Here is a 19,805-nt window from a genome sequence, read left to right as displayed (position 1 = left end):
GTGTCACAAGCACCTACGAAGTCCGCTAGACTTTCCCAAGCACGCCGAGATCGGTGTGCACCGGGGTGTAGCGCAGTTTGGCAGCGCGCTTCGTTCGGGACGAAGAGGCCGGAGGTTCAAATCCTCTCACCCCGACTGGGATTTTCCCAGTTCAAGGGCACTTTCGAGAAATCGAAGGTGCCCTTTCTGCTTGCTACCGGCTGATACAGGGCTGCATCTCGACTGAGCAGCCCGGCAGATCACCGTAAAGTGGCCGATCATGGCAGAACTCGCACTCTTCGACCTCGACAACACCCTCGTCGACCGCCTGGACGCCTTCCGCCGATGGGTCTCAGAGTTCACCCAAGCGCATGACCTGCCCCCCGAAGACGCCGCCTGGATGATCGACCTGGACTCCGACGGCTCCACCCCCATGGACGAGTTCTTCACCGCAGTACGAGACAGGTTCCACCTGCCCGACCCCCCGGAGGCCCTCTGGCAGGCCTACCGTGCACGGCTGCCAGAACTGGTCACCTGCCCCCCGCAGGTCCTGGCCGGCCTCCAGCAGTTGCGCGAGGCCGGTTGGCGGCTGGGAATCGTGACCAACGGCATGCCCGACAACCAGCTTGGCAAGATCCGGCACGCGGGCCTGGCGGACCTGGTGGACGGCTGGGCGATCTCCGGCGAGGAGCGCGTCCGCAAGCCCGACGCCCGCCTGTTCCGCATCGCCGCCGAACGGTGCGGCGCGAGCCTGGCCGACGGCGGCTGGATGGTCGGCGATGATCCGGTCATGGACATGGTCGGCGGTCATTTCGCGGGCCTGACGACGGTCTGGATCGACCGGGGCGTGCGCCCGTGGCCGGTGGACGGCCTGCGGCCCGGCCATGTCGTGGCCGATGCGGTCGCAGCGATCAAGGTGCTGCTGGGCGAGTAGGCGTCACGCGTAGGCTGTCCGCGCGGGCCTCCCGGATCTTGATCGGCCGAGCTCATGGGCCCGCCAGCCACCCGAAGGAGATCATGGTGCCCCCCACCAACCCCCAGGTCGTCGACCACCCCTTCCTGAAGCACATGTATCTCGGCGACTTCTACCCCCACCACGTCGTCGACAAGGGCCGGGCCATCCTGCTGCGCCTCTGCGAGCGCATCGAGGCCGAGCCTCCCGCAGACCTGGACGCCCTCTACGTGCTCACCCATGCCGCCACCGACGAGTTCAACGACCTCGAGGCGGAGTTCGCCGAGGCCGGCAGCGAGATCGAGACCGTCGCCCGCGAGGTGATCGCCGAAGACTTCTGGTTCATCGCCACCTCGTACGGCTTCGCGGACGCGGATGTCGAGGAGCTGATCAGTACCCGGGAGTGGTGACCCCGCGACCGCCTGATCGGCTACGGTGCCGGCCATGAGCGATCTTGCGCCCGGCCTCTACGAGCAACTCGTCACCGAGGGTCTGGCCCGCAAGCTCCACGCCCACGACGGTGCCGCCCAACGGCGCCCGCTCGACCAGGTCGAGGCCGCCGACGTCCTGACCGCTCATGTGGCCGCCCTCACCCGGCGGGCGCTGCGCTCGTTCAAGGGGACCGACGCCGAGCGCCTGGCGCGCCAGATCGAGCTCGCCAACCGCCTGGCCGCGCTCCTCGGCGACGCGGCGCACGACGACCTCGTGGCGAGCTCCCGCGAGTTGCTGCTGGCCGTCACGCGCGATCACGCCCCCACCGGCGAGCCGATCTTCCCGCCGCGTCCCGAGACTCCGCTGGCGGCCAGCGCCCTGCTGGTCAACGGCCACGGTCAGCCGAGCGTCGGTCACGAGCTGAAGCGCGAGCTCGCCTCCGCCGACCGGGTCGACCTGCTGTGCGCCTTCGTGCGCTGGTACGGCGTGCTGATCGTCGACGAGGCGCTGGCCGAGTTCGTACGGCGCGGCGGCACGCTCCGGGTGATCACCACCACCTACCGGGGTGCGACGGAACGCCGGGCTCTCGACCGGCTGCGGGAGCTCGGCGCCGACATCAAGATCTCCTACGAGACGAAGACGACCCGGTTGCACGCCAAGGCCTGGCTGTTCCGCCGCGACACCGGGTTCTCCACCGCGTACGTCGGCTCCTCCAACCTGTCCAAGTCCGCCCTGATCGACGGGCTGGAGTGGAACGTCCGCATGTCGGCGGTCGAGCAGCCCCACCTGCTCGACACCTTCGCCGCGACCTTCGAGGAGTACTGGGCCGACCCCGCCTTCGAGGACTACGACCCCGCCACCGACCGTGACCGGCTCGACGAGGCGCTCGCGATCGAGAACTCAGGACGCGACGAACGGCTCCCGCTGACGATCACCTCGCTCGATGTGCGCCCGTACGGGTACCAGAGCGAGGTCCTCGCCGAGCTGGCGGCCGAACGCCAGATCCACGGCCGCCGCCGCAATCTGGTGGTGATGGCGACCGGCACCGGGAAGACCGTGGTGTCGGCGCTCGACTATCGCGCGCTGCGCGAAGCGGGCGAGGCCGACTCGCTGCTGTTCGTCGCGCACCGGGAGGAGATCCTGGTCCAGAGCCAGCAGACCTTCCGCCAGGTGCTGCGCGACGGCTCCTTCGGCGAGCTCTACGTGGGCGGCAGGCGCCCGGAGCGGTGGCGGCACGTGTTCGCCTCCGTCCAGTCGCTCCAGCGCCTCGATCTCGACCTGCTCGACCCCGCCGCCTTCGACATGGTGATCGTGGACGAGTTCCACCATGCCGAGGCGTCGACGTACACCCGCCTGCTCCGCCACCTGCGGCCGCGGATCCTCCTCGGCCTGACCGCGACCCCGGAACGCACCGACGGCCAGGACGTCAAGCACTGGTTCGGGGGGCGCATCGCCGTCGAGTTGCGCCTGTGGGAGGCCATCGAACGCCAGTTGCTGGCGCCGTTCCAGTATTTCGGCGTGCACGACGGCGTCGACCTGTCGGCGGTGCCGTGGAAGCGCGGCCAGGGCTACGACCTGGCGCATCTCAGCAACGTCTTCACGGGCAACGACGCCCGGGTGCGCCTCGTCCTCGAGACCCTCAGAAGGAAGGTCGGCGACGTCGCGAGCATGCGCGCTCTGGGCTTCTGCGTCAGCGTCGACCACGCCGAATACATGGCCAGGCGCTTCAACGAGGCGGGCGTCCCCGCCGTGGCGATCACCTCGCGCAACGGCGACCGCGTCGCCGCGCTCCGGCAGCTGACCTCCCGCGAGGTCAACATCGTCTTCACCGTCGACCTGTTCAACGAGGGCGTCGACATCCCCAGCGTCGACACGGTGCTGTTCCTGCGCCCCACCGACAGCGCGACCGTCTTCCTCCAGCAGCTCGGCCGAGGCCTGCGCCTCGACAACGGCAAGGCGTGCCTGACCGTGCTCGACTTCATCGGCAACCAGCACCGCCGCTTCCGCTTCGACCGCCGCTACCGCGCCCTCACCGGCGCCAGCCGTACAGGAGTCGCCAGGGAGGTCGGCAACGGCTTTCCCATCCTGCCGCCCGGCTGCCACATCGACCTGGACCGCGAGGTCTCCCGGCTGGTCCTGAGCAACATCCGCCAGTCGCTCAACCTCCGGTGGCCGGACCTGACCGCTGAACTCACCTCCCTGCCTGAGCACACCACCCTGGCCGGATTCCTGGAAGAGACCGGGCTCGACCTCGAAGACCTCTACCGCCGCCGCCCGGGCTGGGCGGCCCTGCGCCGTACGGCAGGCAGAGGCATGGCGGCCGGCCCCCAGGACGAGAAGATCGGCAAGGCGCTCAGCCGCATGCTCCACATCGACGACGCCGACAGGCTGGCCACGCTGCGCCACCTCAGCGGCGGAACGTCCGTGCGCGACCGGCGCCTCCTCGCGATGCTCGACGCTGCGCTCTGGGGCGGCGTCCATCCCGTATCCACCGCCGAGGACCGCCTCGCCTCGCTGCTGGCGCACACGGACCGCGTGAGCGAGATGGCCGAGCTGTCCGACCTGCTCGGCGAACGCCGCCACCGCGTCACCCACCCTCTGCCGAGCGACGTCCCCTTGCACGTCCATGCCACTTACAGCAAGAACGAAGCCCTGGCCGCATTCGGAGTGGACAAACCCGCCCACATGCGGGAAGGCGTGAAGTACGTCGCCGAGGCCCGAGCCGACCTGTTCTTCGTCACCATCGACAAGTCGGAGAACCTGTACTCCCCCACCACGATGTACCACGACCGCGCCATCACCCCCACGCGCTTCCAGTGGGAGTCGCAGTCGACGCTCAGCCGCAGTAACCCCACCGCCCGGCGCTACATGTCGGGCGAATCCACGGTTCACCTGTTCATCAGGGAGAACAAGCGAGACGACGGCCTCGGCGCACCGCCGTACCTCTACGCGGGTCCCATGACCTTCGTGGACTGCGACGGCGACCGGCCGGTGCGCTTCCAGTGGAGGCTGGAGCACCCGCTGCCCCTCGACATCTTCCACTTCGCCAAGGTCACCGCCGGCTGATTTCGCGATCGAGAGGACGGTCGCGCTCTGTCAGCCTATTGTGGCGCTTAGTGCGTCGAAAGGGGCCGGCATGAAGGCGAACGAGACGACGCTGCGCAAGCTCATCCAGGGTGACCAGCAACTTCTCGTCCCGCTGTACCAGCGCCACTACACCTGGGAACGCCGACAGCTGGGCCAGCTCTGGAGCGACATCATCAACCAGGTCGACATAGTCGCCCAAGGCAAGGAAAACGCCCCCAGCCACTTCCTTGGATCCGTGGTCCTGGCCCCTGGACCAGAGCTGGCTCCCAGCCGCTCGCAATGGATCGTGGTCGACGGCCAGCAGCGGCTGACCACGCTCATGCTCGCCCTTTGCGCACTCAGGGATCACATGGTCGCCGAGGACCCGGAAGCGCGAGAACGGATCAACGAGCTTCACCTGATCAACAGATGGCAGCGCGGCGAACTGCGCTACCGGTTGCTGCCCACTCAGGCGGATCGCGCCGCGTTCAAGGCTTGTGTCGACGGCTCACCCGAGAAGAATTCCGACAGCCTGGTCGGCAACGCCTACCAGTTCTTCCGCGGAGTGCTCCGAGAGTTCGACGACCCGGCCGACCCTCACGATCTCGCCCGCGTGGAATCGGTCCTGCTCGACCGGCTCAACCTGGTCCAGATCACCGTGGAGAAGGACGACAACGCCTTCCGCATCTTCGAGTCGATCAACAACACCGGTATGCGGCTCAGCCAGGTCGATCTGATTCGCAACTACGTCTTCATGTGCCTGCCGACCAGAGGCCAGCAGGTCTACGACGAGCACTGGATGCCGATGCAGCGGCTGCTCGATGCCAAGGGCATGGAGCAGCTCATGTACCTGATCCTGGTGCTCCAGGAGGGTGAGGGAACTCAGTACAACGCCATCTACACGGGGCACCAGCAGCTCCTGGCGGAACTGTCTGACGACGAAGGCCAGGTCGAGAGGTACGTCAGGGATCTCCATCGGCGCGCACAACACCTCAAGCTGATCCTCGATCCGCCCGGCGACCTGCCGTTCGGCGAGAGCCTGCACTTCCTGAACGAGTGGCAGGCCAACACCACCTATCCGCTGCTCATGCGGCTCCTGGAGTTTCGCGAGGACGACTACATCGGCGATGACAAGGTCGCCGAAACCCTGACGTACGTCGAGAGCTTCATCGTGCGCCGTCTCATCGCCGGAGTGACGACCGGCAACCTCACCCGCATCTTCCAGCGGCTTGCCGTACAGCTCGACCCTGAGAACGACCCGCCGCAGGCTGTCAGGACGGCGCTGTCGCCCGCGAGGCTCTACTGGCCGTCGGACGAACAACTGCGCGACGCCGTGCGCAACCGTCCCTTCTACTGGCAGGGCCGGACAGCCCAGCAGAAGCTGGTGCTCCGGCGCCTGGAGAAATCGCTCGGCGGCAAGGAGCGCGTGGACCTCGCCGACAAGCGCATCACCATCGAGCACGTGCTGCCGCAGAGCCTGACCACGGACTGGCTGGAGCAGCTGGCCGGGGACGAGGGCCAGCATCGGCAGTTCGTTCACACCCTGGGCAATCTCACGCTCACCGGCTACAACTCCGAGCTGGGCAACAGTTCGTTCGCCGCCAAGCGCCGCCAGCTCGGACAGAGCGGCCTGCTGATGAACCAGGAGATCGCCGCCTGCGAGAAGTGGGGCAAGGCCGAGATCCTGGCGCGGGCCGACCGGCTCGCCGATCAGGCGATCACCATTTGGCCCGGGCCCGACGAGTCAGGCCGGGAGCCGGCGCCCTCCCGCGACTGGACGTTGCTGCACAAGGCGCTCGCCGCGCTCCCTCCCGCGACGTGGACGTCCTACTCGGACGTGGCCGAGTTGATCGGTTCCCATCCCGTCCCGGTCGGTGTCCACCTGGCCACGTCGCAGGCGCTCAACGCCCATCGGGTGCTCACCAAGCAGGGCAGGGTTTCCGAGGGTTTCCGCTGGCCCGACCCCGACGACGATCGGGACATCCACGATGTCCTGCGCTCGGAAGGGGTCGCCTTGGACCCTAACGGCAGCGCCTCCCTCGACCAGCATGTCAGCGCCAGAGAGCTCGCCCAGCTGCTCGGCCTGCCGGGCGCCGTCGACCTGACCGAGGGCGAGAGCGGCGGGGAGTACGACGAGGTCGGCGGCGAGCACGCGCAACGGTTCGTACGGCAGCTCAACGAGCACAGCGGCCCCCAAGCGGCTGGTGCCGTCCAGCGGATCCTCGACCATTGGCGGGAGCGAGGAGGCGAGGTGCAGTACGGCAGGTCGGCGGGCGCCTCATGCGCACCCTTCGTCAAGGTGCACGGCAAGCCGCTTCATCCCGTGCGCTTCTACTCCTCGACCGTCGAGTTCCCTTTCGGGCTGCTGAAGGGCAGGCCTCCCTTCGACGATCTCGCCTTGCGTGAAGAGCTGCGTGAGCTGCTGAACAGCGCGCCGGGTGTGGACATCCCCGTCGCCAAGCTGGAGCTTTATCCTTCGATCAAGAACACGCAGCTGATCAATGTCGCGGTCTTCGACGTGATCGTCGCTGTCCTCGACTGGTTCGCCGCTCGCGTTCCTGACTGACCGCTCCCGAGTCGAGGGTGTAAGCGCTTCCACCCCGGGCAGCCAGAAGCGCCGTGACCATCTATGAGGTCGCCAAGCGGGCCGGCGTGTCCATCGCGACCGTCTCCAGGACCCTGCGCGGAACCGGCCCCGTGGCCGCGAAGACGCGTGAAAAGGTCCTGAAAGCCGTCGAGGAGCTCAACTTCACCCCCAGTCGCCTGGGCGTGAGCCTGGCCGAGGGCAGGCATGCGGCGAACGGCATCGTCTTTCCCACCCTGGGCGGCCCGTACTACGCCGAGGTGCTGCTCGGTTATGAGGAGGTCGCCTCGGAGCTGGGCAGGTCGGTGCTGATCCTTTCGGCCAAGGGCGGGACCCACGTGCGCGAGGCCGTGAAGGAGCTGGCCGGGCGGGTCGACGGGCTGGTGGTGTTCGGCAGGACGGTGCCCGGCGATCTGGTGGCCGAGCTGGCGGGCATGCCGCTGGTGTTCATCTCGTGCGGCCCGATGGCGGGCGCCGACACGTTGCGCTGCGAGAACCTCGAGTCCGCCCGCCTGCTGGCCGGGCATCTGCGCGGTCACGGTTACCGCCGGTTCGCCTTCCTGGGTGCGCCGCACACGCCAGGTGACGACATCTCCGAGCGGTGGGAGGGCGTCGAGGGTGTGCTGGGCGGGGCCGTCAGGCCGGTGCCGACGGCGGAGTACACCGTGGAGGGCGGCTACGAGGCGGCCAGGAAGCTGCTCGGGAAGAAGGCCAGGCCGCGGGCGCTGATCTGCTCGGGCGACGAGGTGGCGCTGGGCGCGCTGCTGGCCGCCGAGGAGTACGGCATGGCCGTACCGCAGGACCTGGCCGTCACCGGCTGGGACGACATCATGGCCGCCCGCCACGCGCGGCCGGCGCTGACCACGGTCCGCCAGCCCATGCGCGAGCTGGGCGCCCAGGCCGCCCGGGTGCTGGACGAGCTGATCACCTGTCCGCGCCCAGAACGTCACCGCACCTTAGCCACTCAGCTCGTCATCCGGGCGAGCTGCGGCACTCACCCCCAGGAGGACCCGCAATGAAGACTCGTACCATGGCCGGGCTGCTGGCGCTGGCCCTGGCCGCCACGGCGTGCGGCCGCAGCACGGACAAGGCTCCCGAGCAGGCCGCCGACGTCAAGACCGACAAGGTCACCGGTGAGATCACGGTCTGGGCGATCGGCGAGGAGGGCAAGGCGCTGGGCGCCTTCACCAAGGAGTTCGAGGCGGCCAACCAGGGGGTCAAGGTCAACGTCACCGCCATCGGCTGGGACGTGGCCCACGACAAGATCACCTCGGCGATCGCGGGCAACGCCACCCCTGACGTGAGCATGATCGGCTCGACGTGGGCGGGCGAGCTGGCCAAGACCGGCGCCCTGGACCCGACGCCCGGCAACCTCTTCGACAAGAACGCGTTCTTCCCCGGAGCGTGGCAGACGGTCGACGTCAACGGCACCGCGTACGGCGTGCCGTGGTACGTCGAGACCCGCGTCCTGTACTACCGCAAGGACCAGGCCGAGAAGGCCGGGGTGAAGCCGCCGCAGACCTGGGAGGAGTTCCGCACGTTCGTCCAGGCGCTGAAGGACAAGGGCGGGGCGAGCAAGGGCTTCAACCAGTCGTACACGCAGGGCGCGGCGTGGCAGGAGGTGCTGCCGCTGATCTGGCAGTCGGGCGGCGAGGTCGTCAAGGACGGCAAGTACACCTTCGACACCCCGGAGGCGGTGGCCGCGCTCAAGCAGTACCAGTCGCTGTTCACCGACAAGCTCGCCCCGACCGACACCCCCGACGGCGCCTTCCCGCAGACCTTCATCAAGGGTGAGGTGGGCGGCTTCTTCTCGGGTCCGTGGATGATCGGCGTGCTCAACAACGACGGCGGCGCCGACTTCAAGGACAAGTTCGACGTCGCGCCCTACCCGGCCGGGCCGCAGGGCCGTACGAGCTTCGTCGGCGGATCCGACTGGGTGGTCTTCAAGCAGGCCAAGAACCGTGACGCGTCGTGGAAGTTCGTCCAGTGGCTGACCGACCCCAAGGTCCAGGCCAAGTGGTACACGACCGTCAAGGCGCTGCCCGCCGTGCAGGCCGGGTGGGACCAGCCGGAGCTGCAGGGCGACGAGCAGCTGAAGGTCTTCGGCGAGCAGCTCAAGGACGCCAAGACCCCGCCGCCCTTCCCGACCTGGGAGCAGCTGGCCAAGGTCCTGGAGGCCGAGCTGGAGAAGCTGGCCAAGGGCAAGTCGACGCCCGAGCAGACCGCCAAGGCCATCCAGGAGCAGGCCGACACGATCGGCACCGGGCTGTGAGACGCACCCTGGGGTGGGTGTTCGTCCTGCCCTTCGTCGTGATGTTCGCGGTGTTCTATCTCGGCCCGCTGCTGGTCGGCATCGGGATGAGCTTCACCGACATGCGCAGCACCGACGTCGCCGACCCGCTGGCGGTCAACGTGGTCGGCGTCGACAACTATCTGCGGCTGATGAACGACGCCACCATGCGCAAGGCGGCGATCAACACGGTCGTGTTCGTGCTGACCTGCCTGCCGCTGACGATCGGGCTGGCGCTGGGCGCGGCGGTGCTGCTCAACTCCGGCATCGCCCGCCTGCCCGCCGCCTTCTTCCGGCTCGGCTACTACCTGCCCAACATCACCAGCATCATCGGCATCGCGGTGGCCTGGAAGTTCCTGCTGGAGCCGGAGGCGGGCCTGGTCAACCGGCTGCTGGAGCTGGTCGGCCTGCAGGGCGCCAACTGGCTGCAGGACGAGAGTACGGCCCTGCCGTCGATCATCGTCATGACCGCCTGGCGCAGCTTCGGCTTCGACATGGTGGTCCTGCTGGCCGGGCTGCAGGCCATCCCGAGGGAGCTGTACGAAGCCGCCTCGGTCGACGGGGCCGGGCGCTGGCAGCGTTTCCGCAACGTCACCCTTCCCGGGCTCAAGCCGGTGCTGCTGTTCTGCACCGTCTACAGCTCGATCGGCTTCATGCAGTTCATGGAGGAGGTGCTGGTCATGACCAGGGGCGGGCCGCTCAACTCCACGATCTCGGCGTCGCTGGCGATCTTCAACCAGTTCGGCGCGGGCAACTACGGCTACGCGGGCGCCGCCTCGACCGTGTTGTTCACGGTGATCGTCGCGCTTGCCGTACTGCAGCTCAGGTTGGGGAGGCAGCGATGACCCGCCGCCAGAAGGCGATCACCTACCTCGGGCTGAGCCTGGGGCTGCTGCTGGTGATCGGGCCGTTCGTGTGGACGGCTCTCAGCTCGCTCAAGCCGGAGTCGGAGATCCGGCGCGATCCACCCACGTTCTGGCCGGAGACGTTCACGCTCGACAACTTCGTGGAGCTGTTCGAGCGGGTCAACATCGGCCAGTCGTTCGTCAACAGCCTGATCGTCGCGCTCGTCCTGGTCGCCAGCAACGTGCTGCTGTGCTCGATGGTCGGCTACGCCTTCGCCAAGCTGCCCTTCCGCGGCAGGAACCTGGCCTTCAGCCTCGTGATGATCCAGATGGCCATCCCGGCGATCGTGCTGATGACGCCGCAGTTCGTGCTGATCGCCAAGCTCGGGCTGGTCAACACCTTCGCGGGGATCATCCTGCCGACGCTGGTCGGGCCGCTGGGCGTGTTCATGATGCGCCAGTTCATGCAGGAGCTGCCCGACGAGCTGATCCACGCCGCCCGGGTCGACGGCGCCGGAGAGTTCAGGATCTTCTTCCGGATCATCCTGCCGCTGTGCGGGCCGCCTTTGGCCACGCTCGGCCTGATCACCTTCCTCGGCGCCTGGAACAACTTCCTGTGGCCCGCGGTCGTGGCCCAGAGCGAGGACATGTACACCCTGCCCGTGGCGCTGAACATCCTCAACGGCCACGAGGGCACGCACTACAACCTGCTGGTCGCCGGATCGGTCGTGGTCATCGCGCCGATCCTGTTCATCTTCATCTTCCTGCAGCGCTACTTCGTGCAGGGCATCGCCACCACCGGAATCAAGTAGGACATCATGCTCAACACCGTCTTAGCACTGTCCTTGACCCTCACCCCTCCCATTCCCGTCACGCTGTACGGCTACGCGGCCGACACGTGGCGCTCCCTCGACGCGATGGTCGAGCCCGCCACCGGCCTGCCGGTCGACAAGGTCACCGGCGACCTGAAGACCCGCGCCAAGGTCACCTCGCCCACCAACGTCGGCATGTACCTGTGGGGCGTCTTCACCGCCCGCGACCTGCGCCTGATCTCCAACCGCGACGCGATACAGCGCACGAGCAGGGTGCTCGACGCGCTCGCCAGGCTGGAGGTCCACCAGCCCAGCGGCCAGTTCTTCAACTGGTACGACCCCGCCACCCTGGAGCTGATCCGCACCTGGCCGGAGAACGGCAACCCGGTCAACCCCTTCGCCTCCAGCGTCGACAACGGCTGGCTGGCCGCGGCCCTGATGATGGTGCCGCAGGCTGTGCCCTCCCAGGGCGGCAAGGCGCGCACCATCCTGCAGCGCATGGACTTCGCCTCCTACTACGACCCGGCCGCCCGCCCCGACGCGGGCACCGGCCTGCTGCGCGGCGGCTTCTGGCGCGAGAGGCCCGTCGAGTGCTCGGTCGAGACGACGTACAAGGGCACGACGATCTACAGCACCTGCCACCACTACGGCGCGCCCGCCGAGACGCGCATCGGCACCTACATCGGCATCGCGCTCGGCCAGCTCCCCAAGGAGCACTACTTCGGCATCTACCGCACCTTCCCCGACGCCGGCTGCGACTGGGCCTGGCAGGAGCAGAAGCCGGTCGGCAGCTGGAAGGAGTACCTGGGCGTCAAGGTCTGGCAGGGCACGTACGGCTACCGCGGCATGCGCTACGTGCCCAACTGGGGCGGCTCGATGTTCGAGGAGCTGATGAACGACCTGATCGTGCCGGAGAACGTGTGGGCGCCCAGGAGCTGGGGCCGCAACCACCCCGTCTTCGTCAAGGCGCAGATCGAGCACGGCCTGAACGAGGCGCGGTACGGCTACTGGGGCTTCTCCCCGTCGAACGACCCGCACGGCGGCTACCGCGAGTACGGCGTCGACCAGCTCGGCATGGACGGGCCCGGCTACACCTCCGACAGCGAGCGCACCAGCGTCGACCCGGGCTACGAGGGCTGCCGCCCCGCCCAGCCGGAGCCGGCGGGCTACGGCGACGGCGTGGTCACCCCGCACGCGTCCTTCCTGGCCCTGCGCTATGCCCCGCGTCAGGCCGTGGACAACCTCGCCAAGCTCAGGCGCGACTTCGACGCGTACGGCCCAGGCGGCTTCTACGACGCGGTCGCCGTGCGTTCCGGCGTGGTCTCGAAGTACTACCTGGCCCTCGACCAGGGCATGGTGATGGCCGCGCTCGGCAACGAGCTGGCCCGCGACAACCTGCGGCGCTACTTCGCCACGCCTGAGGTCGCCGCCAGGCTCAAGCCGGTCCTCTCGCTGGAGGAGTGGGACGTCCGGTAGAAAGCGACCGTGATCGATCTGCGCCAGTTCCACGTTCTCCGGGCCGTGGCCGTCACCGGATCCCTGGCCGGCGCGGCCCGGCTCCTGCACCACGGCCAGCCGACGATCAGCTACCACCTGGACGCCCTGGAGTCGCACCTCGGGGCGAAGCTCGTCGAGCGGGGCCCGACCGGCGCCGTGCTGACCGACATCGGCGCGATGGTGCTGGAGCACGCCGCCGGCGTCCTGGACCGGATCGCGGCCGTGGAGTCCGACGTCGAGGCGCGCCTGGCCCACGGTCTGGCGACGGTGCGGGTCGGCGCCTTCACCACGGCGGCGACGAAGCTGCTCCCCCGCGCCCTCCGTCACGTGACGGCGGGTGGCGGGGTGGGCGTCGAGCTGACCGAGGCGGAGCCCCTGGAGCTGCTCACCAGGGTCAGGTCGGGTGCGCTGCACTGCGCGATCATCTACGACGTCGCGGGCGCCCGCCCTCGTGACCTGCGCGTGGAGACCCTCTTCGACGACCCGTTCCGCCTGCTGCTGCCCGCGGACCGCCCGCTCGACGGGCCCGTCGACCTGGGCCTGCTGGCCGACGCGGGCTGGATCATCTCCACGGGCAGCTACGACCCCAGCGACCAGATCCTGGTCGCCGCCTGCCAGTCGCTGGGCTTTCGCCCTCGCATCATGCTGCGCTCCGACAACTACAGCGTGATCCACGCCTTCGTCGCCGCGGGCGGGGTCGCGCTGGTTCCCGAGCTCGCCCTGGAGGAGGGTCACGCTGTCGTGGTCCGCGACACCGTCCAGGACGTCGGTGCGCGCAGCATCATGGCCGTCACCCGTCCGGGGCGGCAGCCGCCGCTGGTGGAGCGGCTGCTCCACAGCCTGTGTGGAGGGGATCTCTAGAAACGGGGCATTCCAGGGGGTGTGCGCAGGCTGTGAGGATGCGCTCATGACTGCCATGTACGGCCCCGATCTCACCTTTCTCGGTGTCCCGGCCTGCGACCTGAGGGACCCGGCCTCGTGGAGCGACGCGGAGGTGGTCATCCTCGGCGCTCCCTACGACGGCGGCACCTCCTACCGGGCGGGCGCCCGCTTCGGCCCCGGAGCGATACGCCAGGCCTGCTACCTCCCGCACGACGGCCGCCGCCCCTCTCTCGCCCTCGGCGTCGACGGCCTGCGCGACCTGCGCGTGAAGGACGCCGGCGACGTCGAGATGTTCAGCGGCGACGCCCACGCCTCCCATGCGGCGCTGGAGCACGCCGTGCACACGATCGCGGCCGCCGGGAAGATCCCGTTCGTGCTCGGCGGCGACCATTCGATCGCCCTGCCCAACGTGACCGGCGTGGCGCGCGCGGCCGGCTGGGGCCGGGTGTCAATCATGCACTTCGACGCCCACGCCGACACCGGGGAGAGCTCCTTCGGCTCCCTCATCGGCCACGGCCAGCCCATGCGCCGGCTCATCGAGTCGGGCGCCGCCAGGGGCGACCGGTTCCTCCAGATCGGGCTGCGCGGCTACTGGCCGGGGCCGGAGACGCTCCGGTGGATGGCCGGGCAGCGGATGCGCTCCTACGAGATGACCGAGGTCGTCGAGCGCGGGCTGGACACCTGCCTGGCCGAGGCCTCGGCCATCGCGGTCGACGACTGCGACGGGGTGTACCTGTCGGTGGACATCGACGTCGTCGACCCCGGCATGGCGCCCGGCACCGGCACGCCGGAGCCCGGCGGTCTGACCTCGCGCGAGCTGCTGGACGCCGTGCGGCGCCTCGCCTACGAGCTGCCGATCGTCGGCGTCGAGGTGGTGGAGGTCGCACCCGCCCACGACCACGCCGACGTGACGGCGATGCTCGGCAGCCGGGTGGTGCTGGAGGCCCTGTCGGGCCTGGCCAGACAGCGGGCGGAGCGGCGCGACGGCAGGGAGCCGTGGGACCCGGGCCGTCCGCTCCTGCCGACGGCCTAGCCAACCTGCACGAGATCCTCACAACTGCTGCGCAGCGTTCGCAAACCGGTTTGCTTTGATGGCGCCGTGAGAGAGCCCAGACCTCCAAGGAGCTGAACCGTCATGCGTCATCCGGCTGAAGGCGTGCTGCGCCGACTGCTCGACGAGCCGGCCGGAGTGGCCGACTCCGACCGCCACCACGTTCTGGAATGCCCGCAATGTCTCGGCGGGCTGGCGACCGCGCAGGAGGCGGGTGCGCCGGTACGGCGGGCCGGGCGGCTGCGGGCGGCCCTGCGCAGTCCCGCCGTCGCGGTGCTGGCCGTCGCCGTGGTGCTGGGCGGCGGCGGTACGGCGGCCGCCAACGACTGGCTGCCGATCTTCCAGACGGAGCAGGTCGCCCCGGTGAGCTTCGACGCCGCCGACCTCGTCTCGCTGCCCGACCTGGGCGCCTACGGCGAGGTCACCGTGGAGGGCGACGGCGACGTGCACCGCGTCTCCGACGCGGCCACCGCGGCCCGGCAGACCAGGCTCACCGTGCCGAAGGTCGCCGACCTGCCGCGCGGCGTCTCCGGCGAGCCGGTCATCCAGGTCGGAGGCGAGGCCAAGGCCACCTTCACCTTCTCGAAGGAGCGAGCGGAGCGGGCCGCCGCCGAGGCGGGCACGACGCTGCCCGCGCTGCCGCAGGGACTGGACGGCAGCCAGGTACGGCTCGTCGCCGGGCCAGGGGTGGCGCAGATCTGGGCGTCGTCGGCGGGGGCGCCCGCCCTCGTCGTCGGCCGTGCCGTCGCGCCCACCGCGTTCTCGTCGGGCGTCGCGTTCGAGACCGTCCGCGACTACCTGCTGTCGGTCTCCGGGTTGCCCGAGGACGTCGCCGCCCAGCTGCGCACGTTCACCGGCGACGGCACCACCATGCCGCTGCCCGTGCCCGCCGAGCGCGTCACCACCTCGACGGCCGACGTCGGCGGGACCACGGCCACGGTGCTGACCTCACGGGACGGGACCATGGCGGGCGTCGTGTGGGTCAAGGACGGGGTGGCGACCGTGGTCGCCGGCACCCTGGACGCGGAGGAAGTGCTGGCCATCGCCAGGGGCCTGCGGTGACCGTGCCGGCCGGCCGTACCGCCGGTCCTGTCACCGACCGGGACGCCGCACCCTCCCCCCAGACCGCGGCCCGGCTGGTCGCCGGGCTGCCGCCGTCGCCCGCCGTGTGGTGCTCGGGCCTGCGCAAGAGGTACGGCAAGCGCCAGGCCGTGGCCGAGGTGTCGCTCGAAGTGAAGCGGGGCGAGGTCGTCGGCCTGCTGGGGCCGAACGGCGCCGGCAAGACCACGGTGATCAAGATGCTGCTCGGCCTGGTCCGCCCCGACGCGGGCGAGGTCATGCTTCTCGGCGCGCCCGCGACCGATCCGGCGGCGCGTGCCCAGGTCGGCTACCTGCCCGAGCTCTTCCGCTACCAGCCCTGGCTGAGCGCGGCCGAGGTGCTCGCGCTCCACGTGCGGCTGTCAGGGATCGCCGTGTCCGCGCCCGAGCAGCACAGCTGCCTCGACCTCGTCGGCCTGGCCGACCGGGCGGGCGACCGGGTGGGCGGCTTCTCCAAGGGCATGCAGCAGCGCCTCGGGCTGGCGGTCGCGCTGGTGGCGCGGCCCCGGTTCGTCATCCTCGACGAGCCGACCAGCGCGCTGGACCCGCTCGGCCGGGTCGACGTGCGCGACATCGTGCTGGGGCTGCGCTCGCGCGGCGTCGCCGTCCTGCTGAACTCGCACCTGATCGGCGAGGTGGAGCGGGTCTGCGACCGGGTGGTCATCCTCGACAAGGGGCGGGTCGCCGCCTCGGGGACGCTCGGCGAGCTGCTCGGGCAGCGGGAGGTGCGCCTGCGGCTGACCGGGCTGTCGCCGGACGCGAGGGCGCGGCTGGCCGAGGCGGGCGAGGTCGTGGAGGACGACGGCTGGCAGACGGTGGCGCTGGCGGGCGGTGACGACGAGGACGTCGTGCCGGACCTGGTCCGCGACCTGGTCCGGCTGGGCACGCGGGTGCACGCGGTCGAGCCGGGGCGGATCAGCCTCGAGGAGCGCCTGCTCGGCATCCTCCGCGCTGGAAGCGCCGAAACAGGAACCCACGAAACAGGAACCCACGGAACAGGAAGCTACGAGGCAGGAGGCGGCCGGGACGGCGACGAGGCACGCGCGGACGACGGAGGCGCACGATGACGACGGTGCGGACGGTCACCACCATGGCCGCGCTCACCCTGCGCGAGGCCTCCCGCCGGCGGGTGCTGCTGGCCCTCGCGGCGCTCACGCTCATGCTGCTCCTGCTGAGCGCCTGGGGTTTCTCCCGCCTCGCGGCCGAGTCCAGCCTCGGCACGCTCACCACGGGCGAGTCCCGGTTGGCCGCCTCCCAGCTGCTCAACCTCGTGATGTTCGGCTTCAGCCTGATCGCCGCCCTGGGCACCGCCTTCCTGGCCGGTCCCACGCTGTCGGGCGAGACGGAGTCGGGCATCGCCCTGGCGGTGCTCGCGCGCCCGGTGCGCCGGGCGGCGGTGCTGCTCGGCAAGTGGCTGGGCCTCGTGGTGTTCGGCAGCGGCTTCGTCGTGCTCGCCGGGCTGGCGCAGTGCCTCATCGTCCACTGGACGGTGGGCTACTGGCCGCCGCAGCCGATCGCGGCCCTCGCGCTGCTCGCGGCGCAAACGGTCGTGCTCCTGACGCTCGGCCTGCTGCTGTCGACGGTCGTGTCGCCGATGGCCTCGGGCGTCGTCGCGGTCGGCCTGTTCGGCGCCACCTGGGTGGCCGGCGTGGTCGGCGGCATCGGCCAGGCGCTCGGCAACGAGGGCGTGGCGAGCGTGGGCACGGTGTCGCGCATGATCCTGCCGACCGACGGCCTGTGGCGCGGGGCGATGCACGCCTTCCAGGACCCGGCCGTGCTGTCGAAGTTCGGCGAGGAGTTCAAGGGCTTCCCGTTCCTGAGCGAGGCGCCGCTGACGCCCGCCTACCTCGGGTGGGCGGGGGTATGGGTGGCGATGATCTGGGGGCTGGCGGCGGTGTCGTTCCAGCGCCGGGATCTGTAGGGACGCCCGCCGGCCGAGGGGTTGACGCCCCTCGGCCGGTCCCCTCCTGGCGCGTGGCTAGAGCTGGTGAGCCGCGATGTAGAGGCGCTGGTGCTCGGCCCAGCGCGTGTCCCTGATCGCGGGGGAGACGTCGGCCGGGGGTCCGCCGAACTCCAGCACGTCGGCCTCCTCGCGCAGGCGTTCCACGCTGTCCTCCACGGCCGCCTTGATCCGGAAGTCGGCGGACCAGCGGTCGTCGCCCTTGAGAGTGAGCTCGTCCTCCAGTTCCACCGCCACCGCGCGGAGCGTCCTGGCGAGCTCCGCAGGCAGGTCCCCGCGCTCGTCGGCCAGCAGTTCCAGCGTCTTGTTGAGCGCGTCGAGGTCGAAGGTCTTGTTCACCGTGGCCTCCAGGCCCTCGCCGTGACCGGCTCGGTTGCCGGCGTCGACCGTGGCGAAGGGCAGCATGTTGCGGAAGGTCAGGTACGAGCTCGCGCACTCGCCCGGCGTCGCGTCCGTCAGCGCGTCAAAAGCGGCCTGGAACATCGTCTTGAGCTGCCCGCCCTGCAGCTGCGCCAGCGGGAGGTAGCGATCCAGCTTGATGATCTCGCCGTCCAGGTCCTGCTCGACGAGCTCCTCGATCTTGTCGAGGCCGTCGTCGTCCGAGGCCACGCGCATGGCCTTCTTGACGGCGGTGCTCTGGATCACCCACGCGGAGGTGTGGCAGCCCATGCCCGCGACTCCCGCGGGAGCCGGCGGACGGCCGTTGACCTCGATGCCGGTGCCCGCGGTGAAGGTCACGACCAGCGGGTCGCCTGTGTCGTCGCTCACCCACTCCTTGATGACGTCGACGTCGGGCAGCGCCGCAAGCGTGTCCTTCTCCAGCTCCTTCTTCAACGCCTCGAACAGCTTGGCACCTGGGGCCCCGGCGAGCGCCGCCTTCTGCTTCGGGTAGAGCTTGAGGAGCTCCTCGCGCAGCCGGGAGATCGCCGCCTCGGCGGGCGACGGGTTCAGGAAGCCCGAGAACCGCACGCTCTGGGGGTAGGCGAGAGAGCACAGCCGCTGGTGCTCGTGCAGCAGGTGCGACATGATCTTGGCGAACCGCTCTGAGGCGTCGGCGGCCTTGCTCGTCTCGCCCTGCGTCTCGGCCTTGGCCAGCGCCAGATACTCGGCGATCTCCTTCCGGTAGCCCTTGGCCCGACCCGGATCTCCGAGGATGTGGTCCAGCCGGTCGGCGACGCTCTTGATCGTGTTGGCGGCCATCCACAGGTACTGCTGGGATTTGCTGGTGTACAGCCGGCGCGCCAGCAGCTCGGCATCGGCCTTGATCTCCGCCGGCTTCAGCACGAACGACTTGCGCTGCTTGAGGTGCTTGGTCAGCTGGATGGCGAGCTTCTCGACCTCCTTGGTGTCGACCCTGGGCTGGTTGGCGGCCTCCTTGCTCAACGCGTAGACCACCGCCGTCTCGCGCAGCGCCGCGTCGAACGAGAACAGCCGCCACAGGGCCTCTTTGACCTGCTCAGGATCGGGCGGCTTGACCGGCTCCGGCTCCGGCCGCGGGATGATCTCGGTGTCCCCTCTGGTCAGCACCGGCTTGGCTGCCACCCTGCTCGGGTCGGTGACGACCTCCATCTCCGCCGGCTTGGCGAAGTGGCGCTCGCACTCCAGGACGGTCCTGCGGTAGCGGCCCTCCCCCGACCCGGTGGAACGGTCCTTCAAATTGCGCACGGTCGAGAACGGCAGGTAGTTCACGTAAGCCAGGTGATAGGCGATCGCCCGGCTCAGCCTCTCGGCGATCTCGGCGTGCCGGCCGAGGTTCACGCTCTCGTCGACCTTGTCCAGCCACTGCCCGGCGCGGTAGGCGGAGTCCTCAAGGCGCACCGCCCGCGCGTCGCCGTCGACGAGCCATCGCAGCCGCTTGGTGTCGTCGGAGTCGACGTCCGCCATCCAGCGCACGGCATCCTGATGGGCCGCCTTGAGCCAGGCGTAGGCTTCGGCCGGCGTCTTGCCGTACATCTCGGCCTTGATCACGTCCAGGTGCACCGCCCAGGCGATCGTGTGATCGCCCATCCTGCTGCCGAACGGCGAGGGGGTCCGGGGCGACGGGCTGATCTGCACCCGCCACACGCGCGTGTGGTCGTCGGCGAGCAGCACCGACGGGCGCAGGTGCACGGCGGTCATCCCCTCGTGCGGGGTGGGTTCCAGCCTCTGTCCCGGCGGTTTCGGCTCCGCCTGCGACTTCTTCATGCGCTTCATCGCGCCCCTCCCTGGTTGCCGGACCTCACTTCTCCCCCATGGGCCCACATCCGCGCAAGATTTCCGGCAGAACCACTCATTACCGGCAATGGATCGATCCAATTTCTGCCGACCCTCAAAGCGGCATGGCAGGCTGGCAGGCATGGACGAGCAGCCCCTGGCCG

Annotated in this window: 15 protein-coding genes and 1 tRNA gene; 15 read left to right on the top strand and 1 reads right to left on the bottom strand. The window is 69.7% G+C overall.

All coding sequences use genetic code 11. From position 1 onward, the window contains the following. Positions 1 to 61: 61 nt before the first annotated feature. From ACIBH1_RS25340 to ACIBH1_RS25270, 15 genes are all read left to right on the top strand, one after another. Positions 62 to 135 (top strand) — tRNA-Pro (locus ACIBH1_RS25340). Between the two features lie 124 nt (positions 136 to 259). Continuing rightward, entirely contained in the window at positions 260 to 913 is a 654-nt protein-coding gene (locus ACIBH1_RS25335; RefSeq protein WP_397316395.1) for an HAD family hydrolase, read from the top strand. Positions 914 to 996: 83 nt separating this feature from the next. Continuing rightward, positions 997 to 1,341 carry a DUF5713 family protein gene (locus tag ACIBH1_RS25330; protein WP_397316394.1) on the top strand — a complete coding sequence of 115 codons (345 nt, stop codon included), beginning with the start codon at positions 997 to 999 and terminating at the stop codon, positions 1,339 to 1,341. Positions 1,342 to 1,375: 34 nt separating this feature from the next. After that, positions 1,376 to 4,429 carry a DUF3427 domain-containing protein gene (locus ACIBH1_RS25325; RefSeq protein ID WP_397316393.1) on the top strand — a complete coding sequence of 1,018 codons (3,054 nt, stop codon included), beginning with the start codon at positions 1,376 to 1,378 and terminating at the stop codon, positions 4,427 to 4,429. A 70-nt stretch (positions 4,430 to 4,499) separates the two neighbouring features. Continuing rightward, the gene (locus tag ACIBH1_RS25320) at positions 4,500 to 6,995 is read left to right on the top strand and encodes a DUF262 domain-containing protein (protein ID WP_397316392.1); all 2,496 of its coding nucleotides are present in this window, start codon (positions 4,500 to 4,502) and stop codon (positions 6,993 to 6,995) included. Positions 6,996 to 7,048: 53 nt separating this feature from the next. Next, positions 7,049 to 8,032, top strand: coding sequence for a LacI family DNA-binding transcriptional regulator (locus ACIBH1_RS25315; RefSeq protein ID WP_397316391.1), 984 nt, complete (start codon positions 7,049 to 7,051; stop codon positions 8,030 to 8,032). Beyond that, a complete protein-coding gene (locus ACIBH1_RS25310) occupies positions 8,029 to 9,285 on the top strand; it encodes a sugar ABC transporter substrate-binding protein (protein ID WP_397316389.1) in 1,257 nt (418 codons plus the stop codon). Before ACIBH1_RS25315 ends, ACIBH1_RS25310 begins: the two co-directional genes overlap by 4 nt. Beyond that, entirely contained in the window at positions 9,282 to 10,148 is an 867-nt protein-coding gene (locus tag ACIBH1_RS25305) for a carbohydrate ABC transporter permease (protein WP_397316388.1), read from the top strand. The genes ACIBH1_RS25310 and ACIBH1_RS25305 overlap by 4 nt, the downstream gene beginning before the upstream one ends. Next, positions 10,145 to 10,960 (top strand): carbohydrate ABC transporter permease, encoded by an 816-nt coding sequence (locus ACIBH1_RS25300; protein ID WP_397316387.1) that lies wholly within the window; start codon positions 10,145 to 10,147, stop codon positions 10,958 to 10,960. Before ACIBH1_RS25305 ends, ACIBH1_RS25300 begins: the two co-directional genes overlap by 4 nt. Before the next feature lie 6 nt (positions 10,961 to 10,966). Beyond that, on the top strand, positions 10,967 to 12,436 hold the full coding sequence (locus ACIBH1_RS25295; protein WP_397316386.1) for a glucoamylase family protein: 1,470 nt from the start codon (positions 10,967 to 10,969) through the stop codon (positions 12,434 to 12,436). A 9-nt stretch (positions 12,437 to 12,445) separates the two neighbouring features. Next, positions 12,446 to 13,318: a LysR family transcriptional regulator gene (locus ACIBH1_RS25290; RefSeq protein ID WP_397316385.1), complete on the top strand. Its 873-nt coding sequence runs from the start codon at positions 12,446 to 12,448 to the stop codon at positions 13,316 to 13,318. Between the two features lie 46 nt (positions 13,319 to 13,364). After that, on the top strand, positions 13,365 to 14,372 hold the full coding sequence (gene speB, locus ACIBH1_RS25285) for an agmatinase (RefSeq protein WP_397316384.1): 1,008 nt from the start codon (positions 13,365 to 13,367) through the stop codon (positions 14,370 to 14,372). A 102-nt stretch (positions 14,373 to 14,474) separates the two neighbouring features. Beyond that, complete coding sequence (locus ACIBH1_RS25280; protein WP_397316383.1) at positions 14,475 to 15,452, top strand: hypothetical protein; 978 nt, start codon at positions 14,475 to 14,477, stop codon at positions 15,450 to 15,452. After that, positions 15,449 to 16,555: an ABC transporter ATP-binding protein gene (locus ACIBH1_RS25275; RefSeq protein ID WP_397316382.1), complete on the top strand. Its 1,107-nt coding sequence runs from the start codon at positions 15,449 to 15,451 to the stop codon at positions 16,553 to 16,555. The genes ACIBH1_RS25280 and ACIBH1_RS25275 overlap by 4 nt, the downstream gene beginning before the upstream one ends. After that, entirely contained in the window at positions 16,552 to 17,409 is an 858-nt protein-coding gene (locus tag ACIBH1_RS25270) for an ABC transporter permease subunit (RefSeq protein WP_397316381.1), read from the top strand. The genes ACIBH1_RS25275 and ACIBH1_RS25270 overlap by 4 nt, the downstream gene beginning before the upstream one ends. Before the next feature lie 57 nt (positions 17,410 to 17,466). Here ACIBH1_RS25270 and ACIBH1_RS25265 read toward each other — a convergent pair whose 3' ends face one another. Beyond that, a complete protein-coding gene (locus ACIBH1_RS25265; RefSeq protein ID WP_397316380.1) occupies positions 17,467 to 19,641 on the bottom strand; it encodes a hypothetical protein in 2,175 nt (724 codons plus the stop codon). Positions 19,642 to 19,805: the final 164 nt, after the last annotated feature.

Origin of the sequence: Nonomuraea sp. NPDC050663, from assembly GCF_044456985.1 — a bacterium.
Lineage (GTDB): Bacteria > Actinomycetota > Actinomycetes > Streptosporangiales > Streptosporangiaceae > Nonomuraea.
Note: the sequence above shows the minus strand (reverse complement) of the source record. Positions and strands in the feature narration are given on the sequence as shown.

Bases quoted from the DNA above. Each gene is read 5' to 3' on its own strand.
- ACIBH1_RS25335 (WP_397316395.1), top strand. From the start codon at position 260: ATGGCAGAACTCGCACTCTTCGACCTCGACAACACCCTCGTCGACCGC.
- ACIBH1_RS25330 (WP_397316394.1), top strand. From the start codon at position 997: ATGGTGCCCCCCACCAACCCCCAGGTCGTCGACCACCCCTTCCTGAAG.
- ACIBH1_RS25325 (WP_397316393.1), top strand. From the start codon at position 1,376: ATGAGCGATCTTGCGCCCGGCCTCTACGAGCAACTCGTCACCGAGGGT.
- ACIBH1_RS25320 (WP_397316392.1), top strand. From the start codon at position 4,500: ATGAAGGCGAACGAGACGACGCTGCGCAAGCTCATCCAGGGTGACCAG.
- ACIBH1_RS25310 (WP_397316389.1), top strand. From the start codon at position 8,029: ATGAAGACTCGTACCATGGCCGGGCTGCTGGCGCTGGCCCTGGCCGCC.
- ACIBH1_RS25300 (WP_397316387.1), top strand. From the start codon at position 10,145: ATGACCCGCCGCCAGAAGGCGATCACCTACCTCGGGCTGAGCCTGGGG.
- ACIBH1_RS25295 (WP_397316386.1), top strand. From the start codon at position 10,967: ATGCTCAACACCGTCTTAGCACTGTCCTTGACCCTCACCCCTCCCATT.
- speB (WP_397316384.1), top strand. From the start codon at position 13,365: ATGACTGCCATGTACGGCCCCGATCTCACCTTTCTCGGTGTCCCGGCC.
- ACIBH1_RS25280 (WP_397316383.1), top strand. From the start codon at position 14,475: ATGCGTCATCCGGCTGAAGGCGTGCTGCGCCGACTGCTCGACGAGCCG.
- ACIBH1_RS25270 (WP_397316381.1), top strand. From the start codon at position 16,552: ATGACGACGGTGCGGACGGTCACCACCATGGCCGCGCTCACCCTGCGC.
- ACIBH1_RS25265 (WP_397316380.1), bottom strand. From the start codon at position 19,641: ATGAAGCGCATGAAGAAGTCGCAGGCGGAGCCGAAACCGCCGGGACAG.